The sequence below is a fragment of the Acinetobacter sp. CWB-B33 genome (assembly GCF_039655955.1).
GTDB lineage: Bacteria > Pseudomonadota > Gammaproteobacteria > Pseudomonadales > Moraxellaceae > Acinetobacter > Acinetobacter bouvetii.
The window spans coordinates 1,142,275-1,165,611 of record NZ_JAGFEU010000001.1 but is presented as its reverse complement, the minus strand read 5'-3'; the positions used below and the strand labels follow the sequence as shown (position 1 = coordinate 1,165,611).

Below are 23,337 nucleotides of genomic sequence, written 5' to 3'. Positions count from 1 at the left end.
TTTTCAATGATATTTCTCTGAATAAGATGTCTTTCAGCCATAAAAAGGCAGAGATGCAAAAGCACCTCTGCTAGCTTATTATGCTGACGGCTTCTCTTTCAGCATATTCAGTGCGACATCTACAATCATGTCTTCCTGACCGCCGACCATGCGGCGTTTACCCAGCTCTACCAATATATCGAATGCCGATAGGCCGTATTTCTGCGCAGCGGTTTCGGTATGACGCAAGAAGCTGGAATACACACCTGCATAACCAAGCGCTAAGGTTTCACGGTCTACGCGGACTGGCCGTTCCTGCAATGGGCGGACGATATCTTCGGCAGCATCAATCAACTTTTTCACATCACAGCCATGGTTCAAGCCCATACGCTGTACGGCAGCAATAAACACTTCCAGCGGTGCATTGCCTGCGCCTGCACCCATGCCTGTAAGACTTGCATCAATACGGTTGCAGCCATGCTCAAGCGCGACAATGCTGTTGGCTACGCCTAGACTCAAGTTGTGGTGCGCATGCATGCCCGTTTCAGTTTCTGGTTTGAGCACATCTTTCATGGCTTTGAAACGGTCGGCAATGTCATACATATTCATTGCGCCGCCTGAGTCCACCACATAAATGCATTCTGCGCCATAGCTTTCCATCAGCTTGCCTTGCTGCGCCAAACCTTCAGGCGTGTTCATATGGCTCATCATCAAGAAACCAACGGTGTCCATGCCCAGTTCACGCGCATATTCAATGTGCTGCCTAGACACATCTGCTTCTGTACAGTGCGTTGCTACACGCACCACACGTGCGCCTGCATCATAAGCGGCTTTTAAATCATGAATGGTGCCAATGCCCGGCAATAGCAATGTCGCCACTTTGGCATGTTTGACTTCACTGGCTACCGCTTCAATCCACTCCAAATCGGTATGTGCGCCAAAGCCGTAGTTAAAGCTGGAACCTTGCAGGCCGTCACCATGCGCTACTTCAATACTGTCGACACCTGCCTCGTCTAAAGCGCGCGCGATTTGACGGACTTGATCGAGAGAATACTGATGGCGGATGGCATGCATGCCGTCACGCAAGGTCACATCAGAAACATAAATTTTACGCTGCGGATCAATCATTTTATGCTCCTTCTGCTGTTATGGAATTTGAGTTTAGTTTTTGATTAAGTTGTGTTTCAGCAAAGCATTCTGCTGCTGCCAGCGCTGCACTGGTCATAATGTCTAAGTTGCCGGCATAGGCTGGCAGATAATGCGCTGCGCCTTCTACTTCAAGGAAGATCGAGACTTTTAAGCCTGTGAGTTTGCCTAGGCCTGAAATATTCAAAGGACGGTCTGCACCAAACTCTTCAAATTGCACTTCCTGCTTTAAGCGGTAACCCGGCACATAGGCATGCACAGCATCCGCCATGTCTTTGACCGATTGACGGATTGCCTCTTGATCTGCCCCTAATTCTGCTAGGCAATACACTGTGTCGCGCATAATTAAAGGCGGTTCTGCTGGATTCATAATGATGATGGCTTTGCCTTTTTGTGCGCCGCCCACTTCTTCTATGGCTTTAGAGGTAGTTTCGGTAAATTCATCAATATTGGCGCGTGTCCCCGGCCCTGCGGATTTACTGGCAATCGAGGCGATGATTTCTGCATAGTGCACTTTGGCAATTCGGGAAACTGCTTTGACCATCGGAATGGTCGCCTGCCCGCCGCAAGTTACCATGTTAATATTTGGCGCATCCATGTGATCATCCAGATTCACCACTGGAACAACATAAGGGCCTATCGCTGCTGGCGTTAGGTCAATCACCTGAATGCCATGCTGCTGCAGCACCGCATTATGATGCGCATGCGCGCATGCAGAAGTCGCATCAAAAACAATTTTAATGTCTTTAAAACAAGGTAAATTGAGTAAACCTTCCACACTTTCTGCGGTGGTTTCAAAGCCGAAACGCGCTGCGCGGGCCAAGCCGTCAGAGTTTGGATCAACACCGACCATCGCGCCCATTTCCACATATTTGGCATTGCGCATGATTTTAATCATCAGATCCGTGCCGATATTGCCCGAACCAATGATGGCGCTTTTAATTTTTGACATGTTGTTTTCCTTATATATTCAACGGCGCAAAGACAGCAGTCACGGAACCAAAGCCGTCAATCTGCACCTGAAATTCATCGCCTGGATTTGCTACCACCATGGGCCCTAAAGCGCCTGTCAGCACAAAATCTCCTTTTTGCAAGGGACGACCGCGCTTGACCATTTCATCTGCTAGCCACACTGCCGCATTTAAAGGATTGGCTAAGCAGGCTTTGCCTATACCTTCTGATACCACTTCACCCGCACGCGTCATTTGCATTTTGCAATTGACCAAGTCCACATCTGCAAGTGAAACAGGCTGTGAACTCAGTACATAAGCAGCGGATGAAGCATTGTCTGCCACGGTGTCTAACAGTGAGATTTTCCAGTTTTCAATACGGCTATCCACCACTTCAATGGCCGCTAAGGCATAGTCCGTTGCACTGATAATGTCCGCATAAGTATGCTGGGCTTGAGTCAGATCGGCTTTGAGCACCAAAGCAATTTCCGCCTCAACCTTCGGCTGAATCAGTTTGCCTGCCGCAATCGCTTCACCGTCACCATAGGCCATGTCGGCAAACAGCATGCCGAAGTCTGGTGAATCCACCCCCAGCTGTTTCTGCACAGCCACTGAAGTCAGGCCAATTTTTCGGCCCACCAAACGGCGGCCGCTGTTTAAAGCGCGTTCGGTATTGATGTCCTGAATCGCATAGGCATTATCTACTGTGGCGTGTTCGCCCAGTTCTGCTCGGATCGGAGCTATGGCTTGTCTGGATTGCTCGGCATCAAATAATGCCTGTGCAAAATGTTCCGCAGCTTGTGGCATGGTGATCATCCTTATTCTTTATGCGCTTGGCAAAATTTAGGCAAAGGGAACCCCTAAGCAGTTAACGCTTATTTCATTATTGATTGGGTTATTGCCGCAGTTTGACCGCGTTTGAGATTTGAAAAATTCCAGCCGCTGAGGACAGCTGGAATCATAAAAAAGTTTTAGTCGGTAATGCTGACGTTTTTACCGCTTTTCAGCTCTGCCATGCGGTCGTTTAATTCGCCATCTACATAGTAAAGCTCTGTAAAACAGCCAATTTGGTCACGAGTGTCAAAGTAAGCCCAGCGGCAGTTGCCAAATGGCCCTTCAAAAAAACCGGCCATGGCTTTTTTGATGCCTAAATCGGTGTAATGCTGTTCAGCCTGCGCATATTCTTCAGCATCTTTTTGGCGGAAGCCGATGTGATGCGGGCCTTTGCCTTTATCATCCAGCCAGTCTTTATACACACTCTGACCGCCATCATGGCGCGCCAGCTCAATTAAAGTCTCGCCGGCAAAGCCATAAGCGCAGCTGAACTGAAAGTCACCCGGTTGGCCGTAGTACTCTTTTTCCTTTTGCGTTTGCGATAAACCTTCCGCAACGTTCCACACTTCCACGCCATTGGTTTTACTGAAAAAATCCATGGCCTGCTGCAAGTCTTCTACGACAAAACAGATTTGATCAAAACGCTTGCTGAGCATTGCATTGACTTGTGACATTTAAATGCTCCTTATGCCGTTTCTAAAATGCGAAAACTAATCGCTTGAGCTGGACAAGCACTGGCCAGTTCTTTAATTTCATCTTCACGGTCTAAATCCACCATATGCAGCTTGAGCTGAGCCACTTGACTGCCTTGCGGAATTTCAAAAATATCTTCAGACATTAGGCACATACCGTAACCTTGGCATTGTTTGCTGTCTAAAATGACTTCAATTTTCTGTGTCATGAGATTTCATCCTTAAATCAAATACGATGTTGTTTTTTATAAAAATACGCCAAGGTTGGGTGTACGCAGCACCGCTTCAGTCAATACCGCTTTGCGCTTCAGCAAACGCGCGCCTTGCTCAGTGATTTTTAAAGTATCCACGCGGCGGTAAGGAATGATATCGCCCTGCTCGTCATGGCCGCGCTGGCGGTACATAATGGTTGCGCTATGCACATTCACCACATCTGCCTGTTCAGTCGGCTCTATCATCACGCTGCCAATAACACGTAAAGTCCGTGACGGCGGCACTTCCGCCCAAGCCTGACCAGACGCCATGCGGTCAATACGCACTTTGATGTGCGCCTTTGTATCTAATATGCGGTACGCATTCCCTGGGAATTCGTCTTTATAATGCAGTGAGCTGATGCGCAGCGGCACTTCGTAGACAATTTCATCGTCCAAAAGCGCAAACCATTCGTCAAAACGGCGCTCATCCAGCAATAGCGCTTCTTGCGCTAAAAAGTTATGTACAGTTTCGCGAGTTGTAAAATCCATTTATGCCACTCCTTTTTGCTGCGCATTTTCATCCGCTAGGCAAGTTACTTTGGCTTTTTTGCCTTCACGCATTTCTTTTAACCAGCGGCGCCAGAAGCCAATTTGGCAGTATTCGCCATAAATTGATGGATGGAATTCACCTGGGCCTTTCCACTCTGGATCTTTACCCAATTGCTTTTGGCTATAGTGCAAATTCACTTGCTCTTTACGCATCCACGGGCTTTGCGCGCCTTTGGCTATACCTTCCCAAACTGCGGTGTCATCTGCTTCAAAAATACCGCCTGAACCGAAAGCATATTGCCCAGCTGCATAAGCTTTTTCTGCATAGGCTTCAGGTACAAAGCTGAACTCAAACTCGTAATTCCACAGCTCCATCACACCCGGCGCAACCGGCTGCCACATGCGGATATTGGTAAATGGAATGGGCATTTCACCCGGTGCAGGCGGATGCGGCAGACGCATATAGCTGAAGTTCGGGAAAATCGTGCCAATCGTTGGCGGCACTTCTTTGATCATTTTAATTTGAACTTCATCTAAATTTGAAAGATCAAAATTGGCTTGCAATTCTGGCGGATAACCCCAGTTTGGCAATGGAATACCCACCATGCCAGAAAGATCATGTCCAATGAAGCTGTTGCCGTTGCCAAAGTCATACCCCGAAGCATGTGTGCTCACTTGGTTCACGCTTGGAATAAAGCCTGAACTTGCTGCCGATAAATGTGCTGTGCTCACGTGGTAAGCATCGCCGCAGAAGTTTTCCGCACCGCTTTTCCAGTCTGCTTTGACTTGGAAGCGTTCAGGCTCTTTAAGCAAGCGTACACCGTCTGGATGAATACCGAAAATAGCATCTAAAGCCCAAACTGTATCGCCTAAATATTCACGCAATGGCGGTACATCTTCATTTAGCGACGCAAAGATAAAACCGTAAATACTTTCAACTTTGGCTGCGCGAAGAAGTCCCCACTCTTTCGCGTCCAGCTTGCCGCCGTAAGCATCTTTCATGTGCGGCGCGCCCATCCAGTCACCGTTGTTTTTATACACCCAGCCATGATATGGGCATTTGAAGCTAGAGGCATTGCCTTTATCGTTATGACATACTTCTGTACCACGGTGACGGCAATGATTCAGCAAAACATTAATTTTATTTTCGCTGTCACGAGTCACAATGACTTTATCTAAACCTAAGCGGCGCAGTACATAGTCACCCGAATTTGGAATTTCAGTTTCATGTGCAATAAAAATCCAGTTGCGGGTATAAATACGCTCCATTTCTGCACGGAATACCGCATCATCATTAAAGATATCAATGGGCAAAAAGCCTTTATTGATGCTTGCCTCAATGCGATCACATAAATTGTCTACGTAATCTTCATCACTTCCTGCTGTCACTTGAATGTACTTGAACATGTGACTCTCCTTCCATTTTTGTTATGCCTGCCTGGCGGTCAGATCAAAAAACTAATCTGACAGTAAAATTCGCTTGATACTTAAAATGTTGAGATAAACCGATTAGCCTGCTTTCTTCGCAGGGCCATTAAATGGCGCCCAGTTTTGCTTTCTAAATTCGAGCAAATAAGCCTGCGCATTATCTTCATGCAATGGCAGTTCACGCGGCACCCAGTCGGTATCCAGCTGATCCATATCGGCGTCATATTCGAAACGGCAGCCGAACGGGCCGTCAAAATACCAGAACCAGTTCGAACCTAAACCGTGACGGCCCGGCCCCCAGAAGCTTTCATGCCCTGCTTTTTGGAAACGCTGGCCTGCCAGCATCAGTTCGCTTGGACCTGAAAGATGAAATGAAATGTGTTCTACACCTTTAATATGTTCAGGCGCTTGAATTAAAAACAGGGTGTGGTGGTCTGTTGTGCCGCCAGAACGCAGGAATGGCCCGCCGCCTAAACGGTCACTGACACGGAAACCCAAACGCTTGACATAGAAAGCTTCAGCTTTGGCAGCATCGGGTACAAATACTGCAGCGTGCGCAATGGTGCGCGGCTGAATTTCAATAGAATGATCTACACCCAGCACGTTCAAGGCACGCTCATGCGCTGCGCCTGGTGCATTGATTTTTTCGGCTGGAAGATTCAATTCGCGGCGGATGCTGATTTGAAAACCAATGGTAATGCCTGAATCATCAACAGTCTCTAAAGCGCCGTTGTCCAGTACCTTGACTTCACGGTCTGTGCTGAGTTCTGCTTGAATGGCGTCTAAAGTGGCTTGGTCTGCCACGCCATAGACCATTTTGCGCAGCTGGCTCATCGACGGCAGTTTCGCTGGCAATGATTCATTGTCAGCTTCAGCTGCCAAAATACCCGTACCATTCAAGGTTTCAAAATAACGTCCAAAGGCTTGGTTCGGCACTTCGGTTAAGCCAAAGTCCTGCATAAATTTCACTGATGCGGCCAAATCATTTGCACCGTAAATCAGCTGATCAATCCCGATAATATTCATTCCATTACTCCTGTATTCCATTCCTAGGAATACGCGTATTACTTTGATCTTTTTATGTTGCCGCTTGATTGCATCATGCATCGGCTATCGGATGCTCAGCATTGTGTCCAAATGGCTGAACATCCAATAGTAGATATAGTGCTAATTGACTATTGACTTAGCCTGTGAGCAATCCATCCCAGCACATGTATTTCATTTCCAAGAATTCATCAATGCCGTAATGCGATCCTTCACGGCCCAAACCGCTTTGTTTCACGCCGCCGAATGGCGCAACTTCATTCGAAATTAAACCCGTATTAATGCCGATCATGCCTGCTTCTAAAGCCTCAGAAGTACGCCAAACACGCGCGGCATTCTGACTATAAAGGTATGCAGCCAGTCCAAATTCGGTATCATTCGCCTGTGAAATTACGTCTTCATCTGTACTGAAACGGATTAAAGGCGCAACTGGGCCAAAGGTTTCATCATGCGCAATCACCATGTCTTTAGTGACATTGGTCAAAACGGTCGGCTCAAAGAAGAATCCGCCCAATTCGCTGCGGCGTCCGCCGCACACCACAGATGCGCCATGCTCGACTGCATTGGCAATATGCGACTGCACTTTTTCCACTGCGCCTGCATCAATGAGTGGGCCTTGCACAACACCGTCTTCCAAGCCATTGCCCACTTTCAATTCTTTGACTTTGGCCGCTAGGCGCTGTGCAAATTCATCATAAATCGCGTCTTGCACATAAATACGGTTAGCAGAAATACACGCTTGACCGGTGTTGCGGAATTTAGACGCAATTACGCCATCGACCGCCAAGTTCAGGTCTGCATCATCAAAGACAATCGATGGGGCGTTGCCGCCCAGTTCCATCGAGCATTTTTTAATGGTCGCTGCCGACTGTTCCAGTAAAGTACGGCCCACTTCGGTTGAACCCGTAAAGGTAATTTTACGAACCAACGGATGCGAAGTCAGAATGCCACCAATGATGCGTGTGTCATTACCTGTAAGCACACTGAATACGCCATCCGGCACACCTGCGCGGCGTGCAAGTTCAGCCAAAGCCAAAGCCGTCATTGGGGTTTGGCTCGCAGGTTTCACCACCATGGTACAGCCGGCTGCCAATGCAGGGCCTGCTTTACGGGTAATCATGGCCGCTGGGAAGTTCCAAGGCGTAATGGCTGCGCAAACACCAATCGGCTGTTTAAGCACCACAATACGCTGTGTGTCTTTTGGTGCTGGCAATACATCGCCACGGATACGTTTTGCTTCTTCGGCAAACCATTGCAGGAATGAAGATGCATAATCCATTTCACCGCGTGCTTCAGATAAAGGCTTGCCTTCTTCTAAAGTAATGATGGTCGCTAAGTCTTCTTTATTTTCCACAACCAGCTGATACCAGCGGTTAATAATTTCATAACGCTGTTTGGCTGTGGTTTTGCGCCATTTTTCAAATGCGGTTTGCGCTGTGGCAATTGCCGTATTGGTTTCTTCTTCTTTGCAGCGCGGCAGTTTCACCAGCTCTAAACCCGTTGCAGGGTTGTTTAAGCTATAAGTGCCATGTGCAGTTTCTTGCAGCCACTGACCATTAATAAATGCGCCTGTTTTCCAAAGGCTCGGATCTTTCAATAAATCCGCAGGATTGATCTGTGCAATGCTGTTCATAATTTAAATCCTTTACTCTTCGCCTTATTCAGGGAAACGGCCTTTCAGGAATTCGCTGTCTGGGTCATTGGTGCATGGCAAGCCTGATGCAACAAGTCCTTGACGCAGCACTTTCATTTGACGGTCTGGAATACGGGCAATTGGTGCGCGTAATGGGCCGCCGTTAAAGCCTGCCAGCCAATCCATGTATTTCCAGTGCGCACGGTTGATGTAGTTTGAACCTGGCATATAAGCGCCTGTCGCCGCACCCACTGCACCGCGTGCAGGTTGCGCTTGCCAGTACAATTTCATCGCTTCATCAAAATTACCTTCTTTCGCTAGATTAAAGGTTTTTACAAAATGATCACCCATCCACTGCGTATAGCTGGTTCCTGAGAATTGCATATCGGTATAACGAAGCAATGGAATCACGTCACTTTCAATTGGGCAGGTCACGACAATTTGATCGTTAAAACGCTCGTAGCTGTCGATTAAACCTGCAATGTGCGGGAAGCCTTGCTCTGCTTTTAAAGACACCACATTTGGACAGTCGTCGATTAAACGCTGAATCAATTCAGGCGACATACCTTGTGGATGTACACGTTCAAAGCCCCAAAGCGGAATAGCAAACAGCATCACGCCTAAATCCGTCGCATCACAAAATGCTTTGGTATAGTCATAAATGTCTTGTTCAGAGGTCGGCCAGAAGTTTGACGGATAAGACAGCAAGACAATATCTGCACCTGCTTTTTCCGCCAGTTTCACTGCGCGGATATTTTCTTCCAATGTGCCGAAACCTGCGTGGAAGAATAAGCCGAGTTTGTCCCCTGCCTGATCTTTCGCCCATGCGGTAAATTGCGCATTTTCTTCAGGGGTAATCGCAACTTCTGTACATAAAAGTGTGTAGGTGTAGCCTAAAGCAATGACTTTCTGAATATCGTGACGAATGCCTTTTTCATTTAAACGGCTTAAATCTTGGCTATAGCTTGGAATGGTGACCGAAGAACAGCCTTTTAAATGTTTCTTTGCCCACGCGCGCGCATCTTCACGTTTGTAATTCGCCATGTTGAAACTCCTTGTTTTCTTTAGATTTAAATAAATATTTTTGCAGCAATACCAATGATCATTTAACGATCAATGGTGACAATGCTGTATTGCATTTCTTGGTACAGGTCTGCAGTTTTGGCATTGCGCAGCAGCATTTCTGCGGTCACGATGTCTTGCAGTGCAGAACCGACGGATTTGTAAATCACGATGTCTTCTGGCTTTTGGCGCACTTGCACCTGACCTGTCATCACGTCTGACAGCGATACAGTTTTTGCTGCCACATCACAGCCAGCTTCAATCGCCACCAGTGAATCACCAGTTTCGTGCAGGACTTCTTCTGGCATATCTGCCACAATTAAATGCGCGGCTTGCATGGTTGCAACATCCAGTTCGCGCTGTTCTGGCAAAGTTGAGCTGACTGAGACAATGGTCATGCCCGGTTCTAGCCACGCTGCATCAAAAACTGGCCCGCCGTCACGACTGCGCGATGCGCACACCACCACATTGGCATGTTTTACGGCTTCTTCAGGGCTAGATACGGCTTGGATGTCTAAGCCATACAGTTCTGCAAATTCTTGCGCTAATTTTTCACGGTTTGCTGCTGTTGGGCTGTATACGCGAACTTTGGCAATACGACCTGTGGCATTAAGTGCATGTAAATGACTGCGGGCCAATGCGCTTGAACCGAGTACTGCAATGTCCAATTTGTCGGCTGCTGCCAAAGCATTGACTGCTACTGCTGAGCTGGCTGCGGTACGGATGTCTGTAATGCGGTTGCCGTCAATGAGTGCAGCAAGGCGCATGGTGTCTTGGTCAAACAGTGAAATGAGGTAGCTGGCTTTTTTATTTTTTGGGCTTGCAGCAATGAGTTTGCAGCCCATATATTGTTTAGATGGCGACACTGCACATAGGCTGCGCAGCCAAAAACCTTCTCCGCGTGCCATAGTACGCGGCGGCACCATTGCTGCGGATATTGGCTGTTTGTAGGCTTCGCTGAGTGCTTCTATCGCGCTTGGCCAAGTGGCCAATTCTGCGACATTATCATCATTGATAAATAAGGTTGGATGGTGTGCGTGGTTCACTGCTGAACTCCGTTTCAGTCATTTTTTTCTAATGTAATGAAGTGAGATATGCGGAGCTAGCATGTAAGGTGTAAAGCAGATATCTATAAAATGGATAGCATCAAAATAATTTCTACCATTTTACAAATATCTAATAAGTTTCTAATCCAAATTATAAAAATGTCTAATCATTACTGACTAGACATTTAAAAAAAATAAAATAAAAAATTATATAAAATCAGGTAAAGCACCTGTATTTAGATAATCTAACAACTCACTGTTAGATAAAACACTTCGGTAATAAATCGCAGACCAAACATTTTTACTTTTAATTTCTTTTTCTTCAAGATAGATTTGAATTTTGTCATTCATTACACTTCCAGATTCTCTATTTTTTTTTGAAAGCTTTAAAAGGTTAATATGTTGTGATTTAGCAAATCTCAAAAATCTATCATATATATTTAATTCAACAACATGACTTGCTAAAATTTCATATAAGTCTTTATCCTTAATGTATTTTAAATCCAAAGTAAAACTTGGTGAATCATAAGGAGGCAATATTTTAAGAATAAGAAACTCTTCTATATTTTCATAATATGGATGAAAAAAAATTCTACTATTATTTAAATTTAATACTTTTTCACCTTTGGCATCCTTTCCTTGACATTTAGTGCAAGCAGGAACCAAGTTATCTAAACATATAGAATATTCAGGATATTTTTCCTTCGGTAAATAATGATCTAAAGTACTTGGTATAACTTCCTCTCCACAATAGGGGCAAAATATTAACTGATGATCATGTCTCAAACCATTCAATATTGAAGTTATAAATTTATCACTTTTTGTTGAATATAAATTAATTAACGTATCATGTCTTAATTTAACTTCATCATCATGATCAACATAATTTCTAAAATTTAAATTAGTTATTTTTTCGGGATTACCTTGTACGACATGATATTTCTCATAAGCTAAAATTAAATCATCTTTAATTCTTCGATAAAATTCAGGAAGACTATAAGGATTATTTATTCTTGAATCCAAAACGTTTCCAAGAAAATCTAAAGTTGGGTCTTTACCAAGGTTTATCTTAGTTACCATTTAAAGATTCCCAAATTTTAATATCCATAATCATTTCCTCATTTACTGCCTCACCAAGCTCATCAATTAGTTGTGTTGGAGTAAATTTTTTACTATCAAGTAATGTGTTTAGAAAGTTTTCATATGGTTTTTTCAGTAAACTATCGCCAAACACATAGGTTGAAATGCGTTGCATATCTCCACCAAACGTTTGAAATGGCGGGCTTTCAATACTCAACCCTAATTCATTTTCCTTGTATATATGGACACAACTAGAGGGTACTTCACGAACAATTGACAATGAATGTGTAGCTAAAATGGCCTTAGACTTAAAAGGTTCTAATATTGATTTTAACAGTCCTATGAATTCTATCTCTAATGTTGGATGTAAAAATAATTCTGGCTCATCAATAATAATTAAACTTGATTCTTTAATCTCACCTAAAATATTTAAAACTATATATGAAAAAATCTTCTGACCTGAACTCAGTTTAATAATTTTATTATTTTTTAGGAAAAAAATAGTATTTTCAAATTTCACACTATGGTGAATCACTTCGAAGTTTTCTAATTTTTCATTTAAAATTAAGTATTTTTTACCATTAAAGTGATAATAATCATATTCACTTATAAGTGAAAAATCAGCTTGTTCATTAACCCCAATAACTAATTCATCAAAATCAAATGCTTTTTTTAATGTTTCTTTAGCTAATCCTAATTTATCCACCCACCAATTTAAATTTTTATATTGATAGTTTTCATAAATCATTTTAAAAACTGCTTTTTTGGCATCTAAACTAGGAATATTTCTACCTATAGCAATTCTATTTTTATTATCAACATCTCTGGCTCTCAAACCAAAGTATTTATAATTTTCTTTTTCATTCTCCTTGATATTCTCATCACTTAAATCCACTAAAAAATCTTCAAACACACTATAAGATGTTAATATTAAATTAGAAAAATTAGGCCTTCTATCAAATGGCTGATAGCCCTCTAACCTCCGAACATCACCTTCACCAACTTTTAATAAATACTCAGATAGCACTTTAATTGTATGACTTTTACCTACTCCATTAGCACCAATTAAAACATTAATATCTGTTGGAAGTAATTGCTTTGAAAAATTGAAAAATATATTTTTAATTTCATTTTTTTTGTCTTTATAATTAAAACAGAAATCATTAATACTACTTGATATATTATCCTCAAATAACATCCACGCTTCTTCAAATGCTTTATGTGAACCTGTATCGCGAAGCAATGATTCAGTAAATATGGAATTTTCTATCAAGTGAAGAATAGATACATCTTTTTCTATATTTTTCATATAGCTAGCATCTTTGAAATTTATTAATATTTTATTAATTTGCTCTATTTCCAACACGCTAACAAGAGTTTTATAAAAATCAATATCAGAAAATTGACTTATATAATTCTTATTTGGTATTGGGAATACACCATCCCATCCTTCATTACAAAGTTTGTCTAAGTAAGCAGCACTGTAAGATTCCCCTTCAATCAAAATCCTTACAGCCCAATTTTTATACTCTTTATTATTAAGAACAACAATCATATTAAAAGATGTTTTAGAACCATAATCATCCCAATTATTACCACTTAAAATAATTTGATTGGTATATCCAGATAACTTAGATGGTTGAGTAGACCAATTCTGATTGGGGATGTATTTTATTAAAAACATACAAACTTATATCTTATGCTACGATCTACACATTTTAACTATCTTATAAATTATTTCATACTTAATTACTTGTAATTTAAATTTTTTACACATAAAGTTGAATTAATGACTCAACAATTTTATAAAAAACATCACCGATTCACAATCATCCCTTTCAAAATTTGCGGTGCTTGCTTTTCAAACCACTGCTGCACCACTCGTGCCGCCCGTGTATTCGGTCTGCGAATGGTATGCGCCAGCACCACACTGCGGTGTAACTCAGGCTCTACAATCAAACTTGCAGACAAACGCTGCTGATTTTCCAAACCAAATAAGCCCGAAGAAATTGCATAACCGCCGCCAGCAGCCACCAGTTCATGCTGCAAACGGTTCGAGTCCGCTTCTACAACACAGTCAAACTTGCATTCCATCTGCCGTGCCAGCAAATCTAAACGCGCACGCAAAGGATGCGGACGGCTCGGTACAATGAGCGGTAAATCCTGTAAATCCCGCAGTTTAATGGTCGGCTGCTGTACCAAAGGGTCATTGCTTTGACCGACCAGCATCAGACCAAATTCCGCAATTACCGCCTCTTCCTGCTTCACCATTTCCCCCTCACGAAGCAGTAAAGCCATATCGATCCGGCCTTCCTCAATCATCTCTTCCAAATGCACATTCGAGCCTTCGCTTAAATGCAAATCAATCCTCGGATGGTGTTCTTTTACGTAGCGGTATAACGCGCCTGAAAGCTGACGCACCAAAGCAGGCAATAAACCTACGCGCACTTCACCAATCGGCTCACCGCCATAGGTGCGGATGTCATCTTCAATCGCACCGCATTCAATCGCGAGGTTAATAATCCGCGGCAGCAGTTCATAGCCCAGTTCCGTCAGTACCACACCGCGCCCAGTACGGTTAAACAGGCGTGTACCACACTGCTCTTCCAACTGTGCAATATGACGGCTGATCATGGATTGCGGCACGTTAAATGCGTGCGCAGCCTTGGACAGACTGCCCAGCTCCGCAACTTTAATAAACACCAGCCACTTCGAATCCAAAATTGATTGCATTGTAATATCCTTATATGACTAAACCAGCCGAGGGCTGGCTGGTTCAGTAACGCGCAGAATCAATTGTGTTTAAACAGCGAGTAAGCTCTTTAAATTGGTATTGATATCAGCCGCTTGAATTTTGGAAGGTGTAATCCCAGCTTCCAGCAATTTCCGTGCAATCATATGATCTACAGGTTGGTTCACCGAATCAATAGCAACAAGTTTATCTTTCGCATAATGGAACACCGAAAAACGCCCGCTTTTCATGTCACCGCGAATCACATAATCACTGGTATCAAAGGACAAACCAGTCATTTGCAGGCGGATATCGCCCTGATCGGTCCAAAACCATGGCACAGTTTTATATTCCGCTTTTTGCGACAAAATCATTTTGGCTACGGTCAAAGCCTGATCATTGGCATTTTGTACCGACTCAAGACGGATGCGGCGTTCGCCAGCAAAAGCATTTTGATGATTGGCGCAGTCGCCTATGGCATAAATATCATCAAAATTGGTTTGCATCGAAGTGTTCACCACAATGCCATTTTCACACTGTATGCCTGCTTGTTCTGCCAGTTCAGTATTTGGAATTGCACCGACACCGACCAAAACCAATTCTGCAGGAATCACGCCATGCGCACATTTCACACCTGAAACTTTGCCATTTTCCCCGACAAATTCATTAATGAATACGCCTGTTTCAATCTTAATGCCATTCTCACGGTGAATATTGGCAATATAATCCGACACCAATGGCGCCACCGAACGGCCTAAGACGCGTGGTGTATGCTCCAGCACAGTCACATCTTTACCTAAAGTACGCGCCGTTGAAGCCAGTTCTAAGCCAATAAAACCGCCGCCAATGATGACTACATTTTTCACTTTTGCCAGTGAATCACGCAGTTTACGCGCATCCTGCAAAGTGCGTAGACTCATCACGCCGTCCAGCTCCAAACCCGGCAAAGGCAATTGGCGTGGGCGTGTACCTGTAGCTAAAACCAAATAATCATAATGCAGCATGTCGCCATGATAGAGCTTGACCAGCTTTTCCTCTGGGTCAATTTCGCTGACGGCAGTATTCAGCCGTAGATCAATTTGATATTTCTCATAAAAGTTCTCAGGCTGTAAGCACAGCTTGGACAGATCCATTTCCGCTTCATCTTTAATAAAGCTTTTGGACAATGGCGGACGGTGGTACGGCAGTTCCGATTCATTGCTGATTAAAACTATTTCACCGTTAAATTGTTCGTGGCGCAGCGCTTTGGCGCAGCTGCAGCCGGCGTGTCCTCCGCCTATAATTACAACTCGTTTCATCATGCGCTTTTCACTCCTTGAATCGCATCAGCTTTAAAAAATTGTTTGAGGTGCTGTGTGACTTGTTCTGGGGCTTCAAAATTACAAATATGCCCGCTGTTTTGAATCATTTTCATTTCTGCATTTGGCAATTGTTCTGCCATTTTTTGCATATCTTCGACTGGCCCACCGCCATGATCATGCTCTGCCGCCAGCAGTAAAACAGGCGTTTGAATGTTGCCCAGTTGCTGTGAAAAATCCATTTCAATAAAAGCATTTACATAAGCGCAGTAGCCTTCGACCGAAGTGCGTTTGATCATGGCGCGCAGCTGCGCATCAACGTCTGGGCGTGCTGCTCTGAATTCTTCGCTTAACCAGCGGTCTACCGTGACATCCCCCAGTTTTTCCAAACCGTTGGCACGGGCTTTGGCGCAGCGGTCTCGCCAAAATTCATGACGGTCATCAGGCTGGCGCGGACGGCAGCAGCAGGCCACAATTTGGCTCACGCGCGCTGGATATTTCAGCCCTAAAGATAAAGACACCGAGCCTCCAAAACCAAGCCCTACCACTGCGCTTTGCTGAATACCGAGATGATCCCACAGCGCAATCACGCCATCGACCACATCTTGAAAGCTGCAATTTTCCGGCGGTTCTGGGCTGAGGTTATGTCCCCACGGATCAAAAGTAAGCACCTGAAAATGCGCTGCTAAAATTTCTGCGTGTGCTGCCCAAAAGCTTAAGTCATTGCCAATACCCGGTATAAAAGTAATCCAGTCTGCGCCAGCTTTACCCTGCGTTTGATAGTGAAATAACGGTAATGACCTCATGTCGAATTGCTCCAAATCTTTATATTTTGGCTACCTTACGCAATTTGCTGAGTGATCCGCTAGGTTTTAAAATCTAAAGCAGTTATCTAAATAATGCATAACTGCTTTATAAGTTAGATGCTTTTTTCACATGCCATCGCGCTCTAAAGTGATCATCAAGGATGAATAACTTGATGGTTTTCGAATAGGGAGTAGATGATGTCTACAGAAAAAGATTTTCATATTAAAGGTTTAGACTGCTTACGTTTTGGCGTAGAAAATTTGCAAGATGCGCTGCGTTTTGCCGATGACTGGGGCTTAAAACAGGTGCAGGCCCTTCAGGAAAACAGCTATCTGTTTGAAACCACCGACGGTTCACAAGTTGAAATTTTCCAAGCAGATGCTTCCAACCCGTTGCGCACTCCTATTGGCAGCCCAAGCGGCATGTGCGAAATGGTCTGGGGCGTGGCTGATCAAGCAGGTTTGGATGCAATTGCCGCAGAACTGCGTACCGACCGTGAAGTGACGATTGATGAAGACGGCACAGTACATAGCCAAGATGACTTGGGTATTCGCCTTGCTTTCCGTTTGGCTCAACGCAGCTATATTCCATTTAACGAAACACAGTTTAATTCTCCAAGTCAGCCAAAGCGTGTGAACAGCCGTGCGCCGCGTTATGAAAAAGCCCAACCTTATGAAATCAGCCACTTGGCGATTGGTGTAGACAACGCTGGCGATGCGGTGAAGTTCTATTTAAACCGTTTAGGCTTCCGTGTTTCAGACCGCTATGCGGACCGCGGTGTATTTATCCGCTGCTCAGCAGAAGGCAACCATCACCACCTGTTCTTTATGAATGGCAAACAGCCGGGTACACGCTTCAACCATTTGGCCTTTAAAGTCCGCGATATTCATGAAGTGATTTTTGGCGGTCAGCACATCGATTCACAAGGCTGGACAACTTTTGCAGGCCCAGGCCGTCACCGTGTTTCATCTGCTTGCTTCTGGTACTTCCTCACGCCATTTGGCGGCGCTTGGGAATATGCAGCCGATGAAGACATCGTGACGGAAGATTGGGAATCGACCGACTTTGCTGCCGAAGCGCACATCTTCACTGAATGGACTTTTGGTCTAGAAAAATCGGATGGCACGCTGAAAGGCCCGATCTCACAGAGCAAAGCTGAAACGTTAAACGATTAAGCGCTTTTGACAAGCTGATTGAATTGAGAGAAGGATTTTAAGATGAATGCCAACATTCATAACACAGTGCAAAACAAGGCACAAAATACGGCTGAAAACAGCGTTCAGCCCGCAGAACATTATTGGGTACAGCTGATTCACAGCGATATCCGCATCATTCAGGGTAAGTACCGTACCCGTATTTTGGAAGCAGGCAATCCAGCTGCACCGGCACTGTTCCTGCTGCATGGCACAGGCGGTCATTTAGAAAATTATGCCCGTAACATTCCTGCTCTGGCAGAGCACTTTCATGTGATTGCCATGGACTTTTTATGGCATGGCCGTTCACAAACTGAAGGATTTGATCACGCTGTCATCCCCCTATTGATTGACCAAATTTTAGATGTGATGAATGTGATGAATATTCCATCTGCACACTTTGAAGGTCAATCCATGGGCGGCTGGGTGGCGATGCAATTGGCGATTCAGCACCCTGAAAAAGTCGACCGTTTGGTGCTCACGACAACTATGGGCTACAAACCAAATGAAGGCGCCATTGCAGGCTATGTCGAACCGATTTGGGCCAGCAATTTAGCCAGCTCAATTGAAGTTTTAGAAAAGCCAACTTTTGACAATGTGCGTACCCGCATGGCGCGTATTTTGGCCAAGCCCGAACGCCTGACTGATGAAGCGATTCAGGTACGCCAAGCGCTGTATCAGCAGCCAAAACTGGCTGAAGTGCAGAAGCAGTTTATTACCGAATATCTGTCTGGCAGCACCATTCAGCAGCATGCAGTAACGGATGCTTTGGCAGCGCAGATTTCACAGCCGACTTTGGTGTATTGGGGCGATGCCAACCGCACACCGCCGACATTGGGTCAGCACATTGCAGCGCAAGTTCAGCAAGGTCAGTTCTTCTGCGCGAAGGACACAGGCCACTGGGCGCAATTTGAAAGTCCCGAAGTGCATAACACCATTGTGACGCAATTCCTGCTCGGGCAAGACCTGCAAACAAATGATGAATAAATAGGAAATATATGACACAGCCAAATTTAACCGGCCGCTGGGAACTGGTGACTTTCGAACAAAATTATGACGATGGCCGCGTGGTTTTCCCCATGGGTGAAGGCCCGCAAGGCGTTATTCAATATACCGAAGACGGCTATATGAGCTGTCAAATTACCAAAGCCAACCGCGGCAATTTCACTACAGGCGGTCAATGGAACGCCTCTGATACAGAAAAAGCTGGCGCCTATAACAGCATGCTTTCTTATGCAGGCCGTTACACCTTGGAAGATGGCGTAGTCACTCATTTGGTAGATCTCAGCCTGTTTCCAAACTGGGTCGGTGGACAACAAAAACGTCAATTTAAATTTGATGAACAAGGCCAGCTCAGCCTGACCGCGCGTCTAGAGGAAAATACCTCGGAAGCCCGTACGGCACTGCTGCTGTGGAAACGCGCATAAATTTTTAAAGATGCTTCTTTCATGTCCAGACCCTCTTTGTATTTCTCCCAAAAGGAGAAAAGCATAAGGCTGATAAAAGAAGCCCATTTTACAAATTTTCAAGGAATGAATATGAACACAATGACCAACCCTGAAATTGGCCACAGCATTCAATGCGGCGATATCCTGACCAATTACCATGATGTCGGCCAAGGCGAACCAGTTTTACTGCTGCACGGTTCTGGCCCAGGCGTCAGCGCGTGGGCCAACTGGCGCCTGACCATTCAAGCGCTGCAAAACGATTTCCGTTTAATTGCACCTGATTTTGCAGGTTTTGGCTACAGCAAATTTCCTGAAGACATGAGCTTTAACCGTGAAAATTGGCTGAAGCAAATCGTGTCATTTATGGATGCTCTCGGCTTAGACAAAGTCAATGTGATTGGCAACTCCTTTGGCGGTTCCATGGCGTTGGCGCTGGCGATTTATCACCCTGAACGCGTGAATAAATTGATTTTGATGGGCAGTGTCGGCGTGCCGTTTGAATTGACGGCTGGACTGGATGCCGTTTGGGGCTACACGCCTTCATTTCAAAATATGCAGGCAATCATGAAAATTTTTGCTTACAACCAAAATTTGGTTGGCGATGATTTAGTGCAAATGCGTTATATCGCCAGTACAAAGGAAGATACTCGTGCAGCCTATGAGCGCATGTTCCCTGCACCACGCCAGCAATGGGTCGAAGCGATGTCACATGCAGAAAGTGATATCCGCAAAATTCAGCAACCGACTTTGATGGTACATGGCCGCGATGACAAAGTCATTCCGCTCTCTACCTCAATGACCATGTTGAACTGGATTGAAAACAGTCAATTGCACATTTTCAGTCAGTGCGGCCATTGGACGCAAATTGAGCATGCAAAAAGCTTTACTCAGCTCGTGGCTAATTTTTTGAAATCCGAATGAATCAAGGAAGACTCAGATGACTCAACACTCCGCATCTGCCGGTAAAAAAGTACTGATTATCGGCGCAGGCACAGCCGGCATGGCTTCTGCGATTACCCTTTCACGCATTGGCCTGAAAGTGGATTTAATCGACATCAACCCAAACTGGGGCGCACTTGGCGCAGGCCTGACCATTACTGGTCCGACTTTACGTGCGCTGAAACAGCTCGGTGTTTATGATGAAGTGACCAATCAAGCTTATGTCGGTGAAGGCATTCAAGTCTGCGACCCGCAAGGCAACCCGCTGCGCATTTTACCCACGCCCATGCAGGAAGATGCTGACACGGCAGGCAGCGGCGGCATCATGCGCCCGACCATGCATTCAATTATGCACAAATACGTTAAAGATGCGGGCATTGAAATGCGCTTAGGCATTACTGCTGATGCTTTTGATCAGGGTGAAAGTGCTGTTACGGTTGCTTTCAGCGATGGTACATCGGGCCGCTATGACTTTGTTTTAGGTTCAGATGGCGTATTGTCTAAAACCCGTCAAATGCTGTTCCCAGATGCGCCGAAAGCCGAATATACCGGTCAAAGCTGCTGGCGTTTATTTTTAAAACGTCCTGCTTCGGTCAAGCGCCGCACTTATTTCTTGGGCGGCCCCGTTAAAGTCGGCTTTACCCCAGTATCGCAAGATCATATGTATATGTTCCTGCTTGAACGCTGTGAACAGCGCTGGCAAGAACCAGAAGATAACTACAAAAACTTGAAGCAATTGCTTGAAGGCTATGACGGTATTTTGGCAGATATTCGTGAATCTCTGACTGAAGCGGATAATAAAGATATCAACTTCCGTCCATTGGAATGCTTTGATCTGCCGGGGCCTTGGTATAAAGGCCGCATCTTGCTGATTGGCGATTCAGCCCATCCAACAACCCCGCAATTGGCGTCTGGCGCAGGCATGGGGATTGAAGATGCCTTGGTTTTGGCTGAAATCTTTGCAGCAGAATCTGACGTTGAAAAAGCCTTTGCGCAGTTTATGCAGCGGCGTGAACAGCGCTGCCGTCTGGTAACGCAAAGCTCTATGGAGATAGGACGTTTAGAACAGCAGCGCGCGCCTGTCGAAGCGCAAACAGCTGTCGTCAGCAAAGCCTTAGAACTGTTAAAAGAAGCGATTTAATCCGAAGCCCCTGCATCATTTGCGGGGGCTTATTTTTTGAATACCAAAAAAAGCTCAGTGACGAGCCTGAAATGGAAAATACCCACGGAGATAGGACATGGTAAAAATCGAAAGCAAACGCGGCATGTTCGCGCTGATGCTGGCACATTGCGCAGGGATGGTTGATTTGGTTGCACTGCCGGTATGGGTCGGTACACTCATTGCGCATTATCACTTTGACCCGCAGCAAGCTGGGGGCTTAGCCACTTTATTTTTAATCGGTGCAGCGGGCGCCAGTATTTTCTTTGCGCCGCGCTTTAATAAAATTCAAGTTAAAGTTTCAGCAATTCTAGGCTTTGCCATTGCAGCATTGGCCTTTGTCTTATCTGCAATGAACACCTCCTTCCCGATACTTGCAGGGCTTCATTTGGTTGGCGGTATGGCAGCAGGCACAGCATTAAGCGTTACGCACGGTACGATGGGGCATGCAGTTAACCCGCACCGCGTTTTTGGTATTGCAGGCTTAGCCATCGGTATTTTTGGGGTGGTATTTCTGGGCGGCACACCGGGCGTTATTCAGCAGTTTGGCGGCCAAAGTATGTTCTATGTTTTGGCTGCAGTCATGCTTATTGCCTCTGCTGCATGTTTATTCTTTTTCCCCAAACCGACACGTGCTGTCGATTTTGACAATTATGAGCAGATTAAAAACCTGCCGCCGCTTGGCAAGCCCGTTTGGTTCTGCATGATTGGCGTGGCTTTGCTTGCCATGACTCAAGCCATGACTTTAAGCTTTTATGAGCGGATTGGATTAGAGCGAGGTTTCAGCCGAGATATGGTCACCATGGCCTTGGTCATTTACGGTATTGTCACGATTTTTCCAGCGCCATTGGCGGTATTGCTGGAAAAGCGCGTCAGCATCACGGCCATTATAGCTTTCGGTCCAATATTTCAAGCTATTTTTTCTCTATTGACTACGCACACTCATCAATACGCTGTCTTTGCTCTCGCGGGTCCCTTTATGGCCTTTACCATACTCTTTGTGCATACCTTTGCCTTTGGCTTACTGGCGCGTTTAGATCCAACCGGCCGCGCGGTTGCCGGCACACCAGCCATGCTGATGGTCGGCGCTGCCGTCGCGCCATTTATCAGCGGAACCATTGTTAAATTCATCAGCTTTGAGGCCATTGGCTATGCCTGCTGTATTGTTGTTGCCGTTCAAGTCTATTTATTCAGCCAAACCCGTAAAGCGGTATTGGCTGGTGAAACAAATATTCCTGCGGCAGTCAAAAATGGCAATGAAACTCAGCCAGCCAATTAACATGGTTTGATCGGTCTACTGCATTTTCTCTTCTGAACAATACGTAAATCATTTAAGTTTTGACCAGTCTGCCCCTAAATAGCAGGCTGGTTTTTTATGCTTTTAGGGCTGTCATATTCACAGCCCTAAAATAATAGAAGCTAAGCCCTTCAAATATGTGCATCTCAAGGGGCTGTTTAAAATCCATCCGATTTAGATATAACTGATATCTTGAATTCCTGCTTATATTTGACAATCCAGCCCTTGTTTCATGATTTCACGAGCTCTATAGTCTATCTTTTAATCAAATCAAGTCTTTATTTTTTAACCTTTTTATAGTTTTAAATGCTTGTGATTAAGAAGCTTTTGAATAATTTAACTGTTGAGACAACAAATGATGCTTAAAAGGATTTTTGGCCTGCTATTTACATTCGCCATGACACAAACTCTCATTGCCGGCGATGCGACGAATTTATCTGGGGAATGGAAAGTAATTGATGATAAAAGTGGTTTTACATTAGTCAAAGTAAAAGTCACAGAACCCCAACCTCATCTTTATCAAGGTCATATTATTGAAGCATTTAACCCGCCTAATCAGCCTGTGCGGGATTTAAGCCATTTAAAAGGCTTTCATCTGCTTCAAGGGCTTAAACAAGACCTAAAAGATCCTTACAAGCTTACTATTGGAGAAGTAGTTGACCCCGCAATTAATCAACGCTATCAAGTCAATGGTAAATTGACTAAAAGAGGTCATATGATGGTTTTACGCAGCCCTTCAGATTCCAATAAAGCCAGCCGTAAACTGTCATGGGTACGCATTCGATAAATCAATTGAAATAAAAAAGCCTGCAAATGCAGGCTTTTTTA

The 23,337-nt window shown here is 44.8% G+C and carries 23 protein-coding genes; 7 read left to right on the top strand and 16 right to left on the bottom strand.

Features of this window, described 5'->3' with window-relative positions; translation table 11 throughout:
• Positions 1-78: 78 nt before the first annotated feature.
• The 16 genes from dmpG to JZ784_RS05540 all read right to left on the bottom strand — a co-directional run bounded on the left by dmpG (position 79) and on the right by JZ784_RS05540 (position 16,472).
• A complete protein-coding gene (gene dmpG / locus JZ784_RS05615) occupies positions 79-1,107 on the bottom strand; it encodes a 4-hydroxy-2-oxovalerate aldolase (protein WP_346314131.1) in 1,029 nt (342 codons plus the stop codon).
• Position 1,108: 1 nt separating this feature from the next.
• Entirely contained in the window at positions 1,109-2,077 is a 969-nt protein-coding gene (locus tag JZ784_RS05610) for an acetaldehyde dehydrogenase (acetylating) (protein WP_346314130.1), read from the bottom strand.
• 10 nt (positions 2,078-2,087) lie between these two features.
• Positions 2,088-2,882 (bottom strand): fumarylacetoacetate hydrolase family protein, encoded by a 795-nt coding sequence (locus tag JZ784_RS05605; protein ID WP_346314129.1) that lies wholly within the window; start codon positions 2,880-2,882, stop codon positions 2,088-2,090.
• A gap of 164 nt (positions 2,883-3,046) precedes the next feature.
• Positions 3,047-3,583 (bottom strand): VOC family protein, encoded by a 537-nt coding sequence (locus JZ784_RS05600; protein ID WP_086212210.1) that lies wholly within the window; start codon positions 3,581-3,583, stop codon positions 3,047-3,049.
• Between the two features lie 11 nt (positions 3,584-3,594).
• On the bottom strand, positions 3,595-3,810 hold the full coding sequence (locus tag JZ784_RS05595; RefSeq protein WP_005009939.1) for a ferredoxin: 216 nt from the start codon (positions 3,808-3,810) through the stop codon (positions 3,595-3,597).
• Between the two features lie 36 nt (positions 3,811-3,846).
• Complete coding sequence (locus JZ784_RS05590) at positions 3,847-4,344, bottom strand: aromatic-ring-hydroxylating dioxygenase subunit beta (RefSeq protein WP_086212211.1); 498 nt, start codon at positions 4,342-4,344, stop codon at positions 3,847-3,849.
• Positions 4,345-5,751, bottom strand: a complete 1,407-nt coding sequence (locus JZ784_RS05585; RefSeq protein ID WP_346314128.1) for a Rieske 2Fe-2S domain-containing protein — start codon at positions 5,749-5,751, stop codon at positions 4,345-4,347.
• Between the two features lie 102 nt (positions 5,752-5,853).
• Positions 5,854-6,798 (bottom strand): VOC family protein, encoded by a 945-nt coding sequence (locus JZ784_RS05580; protein ID WP_346314127.1) that lies wholly within the window; start codon positions 6,796-6,798, stop codon positions 5,854-5,856.
• Between the two features lie 157 nt (positions 6,799-6,955).
• On the bottom strand, positions 6,956-8,449 hold the full coding sequence (locus JZ784_RS05575; protein WP_346314126.1) for an NAD-dependent succinate-semialdehyde dehydrogenase: 1,494 nt from the start codon (positions 8,447-8,449) through the stop codon (positions 6,956-6,958).
• A 24-nt stretch (positions 8,450-8,473) separates the two neighbouring features.
• Positions 8,474-9,493 (bottom strand): dihydrodipicolinate synthase family protein, encoded by a 1,020-nt coding sequence (locus tag JZ784_RS05570; RefSeq protein WP_346314125.1) that lies wholly within the window; start codon positions 9,491-9,493, stop codon positions 8,474-8,476.
• Positions 9,494-9,555: 62 nt separating this feature from the next.
• A complete protein-coding gene (locus JZ784_RS05565) occupies positions 9,556-10,557 on the bottom strand; it encodes an ornithine cyclodeaminase family protein (RefSeq protein WP_346314124.1) in 1,002 nt (333 codons plus the stop codon).
• Between the two features lie 207 nt (positions 10,558-10,764).
• Positions 10,765-11,637: a hypothetical protein gene (locus JZ784_RS05560; RefSeq protein WP_346314123.1), complete on the bottom strand. Its 873-nt coding sequence runs from the start codon at positions 11,635-11,637 to the stop codon at positions 10,765-10,767.
• A complete protein-coding gene (locus JZ784_RS05555; protein WP_346314122.1) occupies positions 11,627-13,321 on the bottom strand; it encodes an AAA family ATPase in 1,695 nt (564 codons plus the stop codon). Before JZ784_RS05555 ends, JZ784_RS05560 begins: the two co-directional genes overlap by 11 nt.
• 131 nt (positions 13,322-13,452) lie before the next feature.
• Complete coding sequence (locus JZ784_RS05550; RefSeq protein WP_346314121.1) at positions 13,453-14,370, bottom strand: LysR family transcriptional regulator; 918 nt, start codon at positions 14,368-14,370, stop codon at positions 13,453-13,455.
• A gap of 69 nt (positions 14,371-14,439) precedes the next feature.
• Complete coding sequence (locus tag JZ784_RS05545) at positions 14,440-15,669, bottom strand: FAD-dependent oxidoreductase (protein WP_346314120.1); 1,230 nt, start codon at positions 15,667-15,669, stop codon at positions 14,440-14,442.
• Entirely contained in the window at positions 15,666-16,472 is an 807-nt protein-coding gene (locus JZ784_RS05540) for an alpha/beta hydrolase (protein WP_346314119.1), read from the bottom strand. The genes JZ784_RS05545 and JZ784_RS05540 overlap by 4 nt, the downstream gene beginning before the upstream one ends.
• A gap of 198 nt (positions 16,473-16,670) precedes the next feature.
• On the opposite strand from JZ784_RS05540, the gene JZ784_RS05535 reads away from it, so the two are divergent.
• The 7 genes from JZ784_RS05535 (at position 16,671) to JZ784_RS05505 (ending at position 23,296) form a co-directional block, all read left to right on the top strand.
• Positions 16,671-17,648, top strand: a complete 978-nt coding sequence (locus JZ784_RS05535) for a VOC family protein (RefSeq protein WP_346314118.1) — start codon at positions 16,671-16,673, stop codon at positions 17,646-17,648.
• A gap of 42 nt (positions 17,649-17,690) precedes the next feature.
• The gene (locus tag JZ784_RS05530) at positions 17,691-18,653 is read left to right on the top strand and encodes an alpha/beta hydrolase (RefSeq protein WP_346314117.1); all 963 of its coding nucleotides are present in this window, start codon (positions 17,691-17,693) and stop codon (positions 18,651-18,653) included.
• A gap of 11 nt (positions 18,654-18,664) precedes the next feature.
• Entirely contained in the window at positions 18,665-19,093 is a 429-nt protein-coding gene (locus JZ784_RS05525; RefSeq protein ID WP_346314116.1) for a lipocalin-like domain-containing protein, read from the top strand.
• 111 nt (positions 19,094-19,204) lie between these two features.
• On the top strand, positions 19,205-20,035 hold the full coding sequence (locus tag JZ784_RS05520) for an alpha/beta hydrolase (RefSeq protein WP_346314115.1): 831 nt from the start codon (positions 19,205-19,207) through the stop codon (positions 20,033-20,035).
• 16 nt (positions 20,036-20,051) lie between these two features.
• The gene (locus JZ784_RS05515; RefSeq protein ID WP_346314114.1) at positions 20,052-21,194 is read left to right on the top strand and encodes an FAD-dependent monooxygenase; all 1,143 of its coding nucleotides are present in this window, start codon (positions 20,052-20,054) and stop codon (positions 21,192-21,194) included.
• A gap of 97 nt (positions 21,195-21,291) precedes the next feature.
• Positions 21,292-22,491 (top strand): MFS transporter, encoded by a 1,200-nt coding sequence (locus JZ784_RS05510; RefSeq protein WP_346314113.1) that lies wholly within the window; start codon positions 21,292-21,294, stop codon positions 22,489-22,491.
• A gap of 415 nt (positions 22,492-22,906) precedes the next feature.
• The gene (locus JZ784_RS05505; RefSeq protein WP_346314112.1) at positions 22,907-23,296 is read left to right on the top strand and encodes a DUF2147 domain-containing protein; all 390 of its coding nucleotides are present in this window, start codon (positions 22,907-22,909) and stop codon (positions 23,294-23,296) included.
• The last annotated feature ends 41 nt before the right edge of the window (positions 23,297-23,337 follow it).

Bases quoted from the DNA above. Each gene is read 5' to 3' on its own strand.
- dmpG (WP_346314131.1), bottom strand. From the start codon at position 1,107: ATGATTGATCCGCAGCGTAAAATTTATGTTTCTGATGTGACCTTGCGT.
- JZ784_RS05610 (WP_346314130.1), bottom strand. From the start codon at position 2,077: ATGTCAAAAATTAAAAGCGCCATCATTGGTTCGGGCAATATCGGCACG.
- JZ784_RS05605 (WP_346314129.1), bottom strand. From the start codon at position 2,882: ATGCCACAAGCTGCGGAACATTTTGCACAGGCATTATTTGATGCCGAG.
- JZ784_RS05600 (WP_086212210.1), bottom strand. From the start codon at position 3,583: ATGTCACAAGTCAATGCAATGCTCAGCAAGCGTTTTGATCAAATCTGT.
- JZ784_RS05595 (WP_005009939.1), bottom strand. From the start codon at position 3,810: ATGACACAGAAAATTGAAGTCATTTTAGACAGCAAACAATGCCAAGGT.
- JZ784_RS05590 (WP_086212211.1), bottom strand. From the start codon at position 4,344: ATGGATTTTACAACTCGCGAAACTGTACATAACTTTTTAGCGCAAGAA.
- JZ784_RS05585 (WP_346314128.1), bottom strand. From the start codon at position 5,751: ATGTTCAAGTACATTCAAGTGACAGCAGGAAGTGATGAAGATTACGTA.
- JZ784_RS05580 (WP_346314127.1), bottom strand. From the start codon at position 6,798: ATGAATATTATCGGGATTGATCAGCTGATTTACGGTGCAAATGATTTG.
- JZ784_RS05575 (WP_346314126.1), bottom strand. From the start codon at position 8,449: ATGAACAGCATTGCACAGATCAATCCTGCGGATTTATTGAAAGATCCG.
- JZ784_RS05570 (WP_346314125.1), bottom strand. From the start codon at position 9,493: ATGGCGAATTACAAACGTGAAGATGCGCGCGCGTGGGCAAAGAAACAT.
- JZ784_RS05560 (WP_346314123.1), bottom strand. From the start codon at position 11,637: ATGGTAACTAAGATAAACCTTGGTAAAGACCCAACTTTAGATTTTCTT.
- JZ784_RS05555 (WP_346314122.1), bottom strand. From the start codon at position 13,321: ATGTTTTTAATAAAATACATCCCCAATCAGAATTGGTCTACTCAACCA.
- JZ784_RS05550 (WP_346314121.1), bottom strand. From the start codon at position 14,370: ATGCAATCAATTTTGGATTCGAAGTGGCTGGTGTTTATTAAAGTTGCG.
- JZ784_RS05545 (WP_346314120.1), bottom strand. From the start codon at position 15,669: ATGATGAAACGAGTTGTAATTATAGGCGGAGGACACGCCGGCTGCAGC.
- JZ784_RS05540 (WP_346314119.1), bottom strand. From the start codon at position 16,472: ATGAGGTCATTACCGTTATTTCACTATCAAACGCAGGGTAAAGCTGGC.
- JZ784_RS05535 (WP_346314118.1), top strand. From the start codon at position 16,671: ATGTCTACAGAAAAAGATTTTCATATTAAAGGTTTAGACTGCTTACGT.
- JZ784_RS05530 (WP_346314117.1), top strand. From the start codon at position 17,691: ATGAATGCCAACATTCATAACACAGTGCAAAACAAGGCACAAAATACG.
- JZ784_RS05525 (WP_346314116.1), top strand. From the start codon at position 18,665: ATGACACAGCCAAATTTAACCGGCCGCTGGGAACTGGTGACTTTCGAA.
- JZ784_RS05520 (WP_346314115.1), top strand. From the start codon at position 19,205: ATGAACACAATGACCAACCCTGAAATTGGCCACAGCATTCAATGCGGC.
- JZ784_RS05515 (WP_346314114.1), top strand. From the start codon at position 20,052: ATGACTCAACACTCCGCATCTGCCGGTAAAAAAGTACTGATTATCGGC.
- JZ784_RS05510 (WP_346314113.1), top strand. From the start codon at position 21,292: ATGGTAAAAATCGAAAGCAAACGCGGCATGTTCGCGCTGATGCTGGCA.
- JZ784_RS05505 (WP_346314112.1), top strand. From the start codon at position 22,907: ATGACACAAACTCTCATTGCCGGCGATGCGACGAATTTATCTGGGGAA.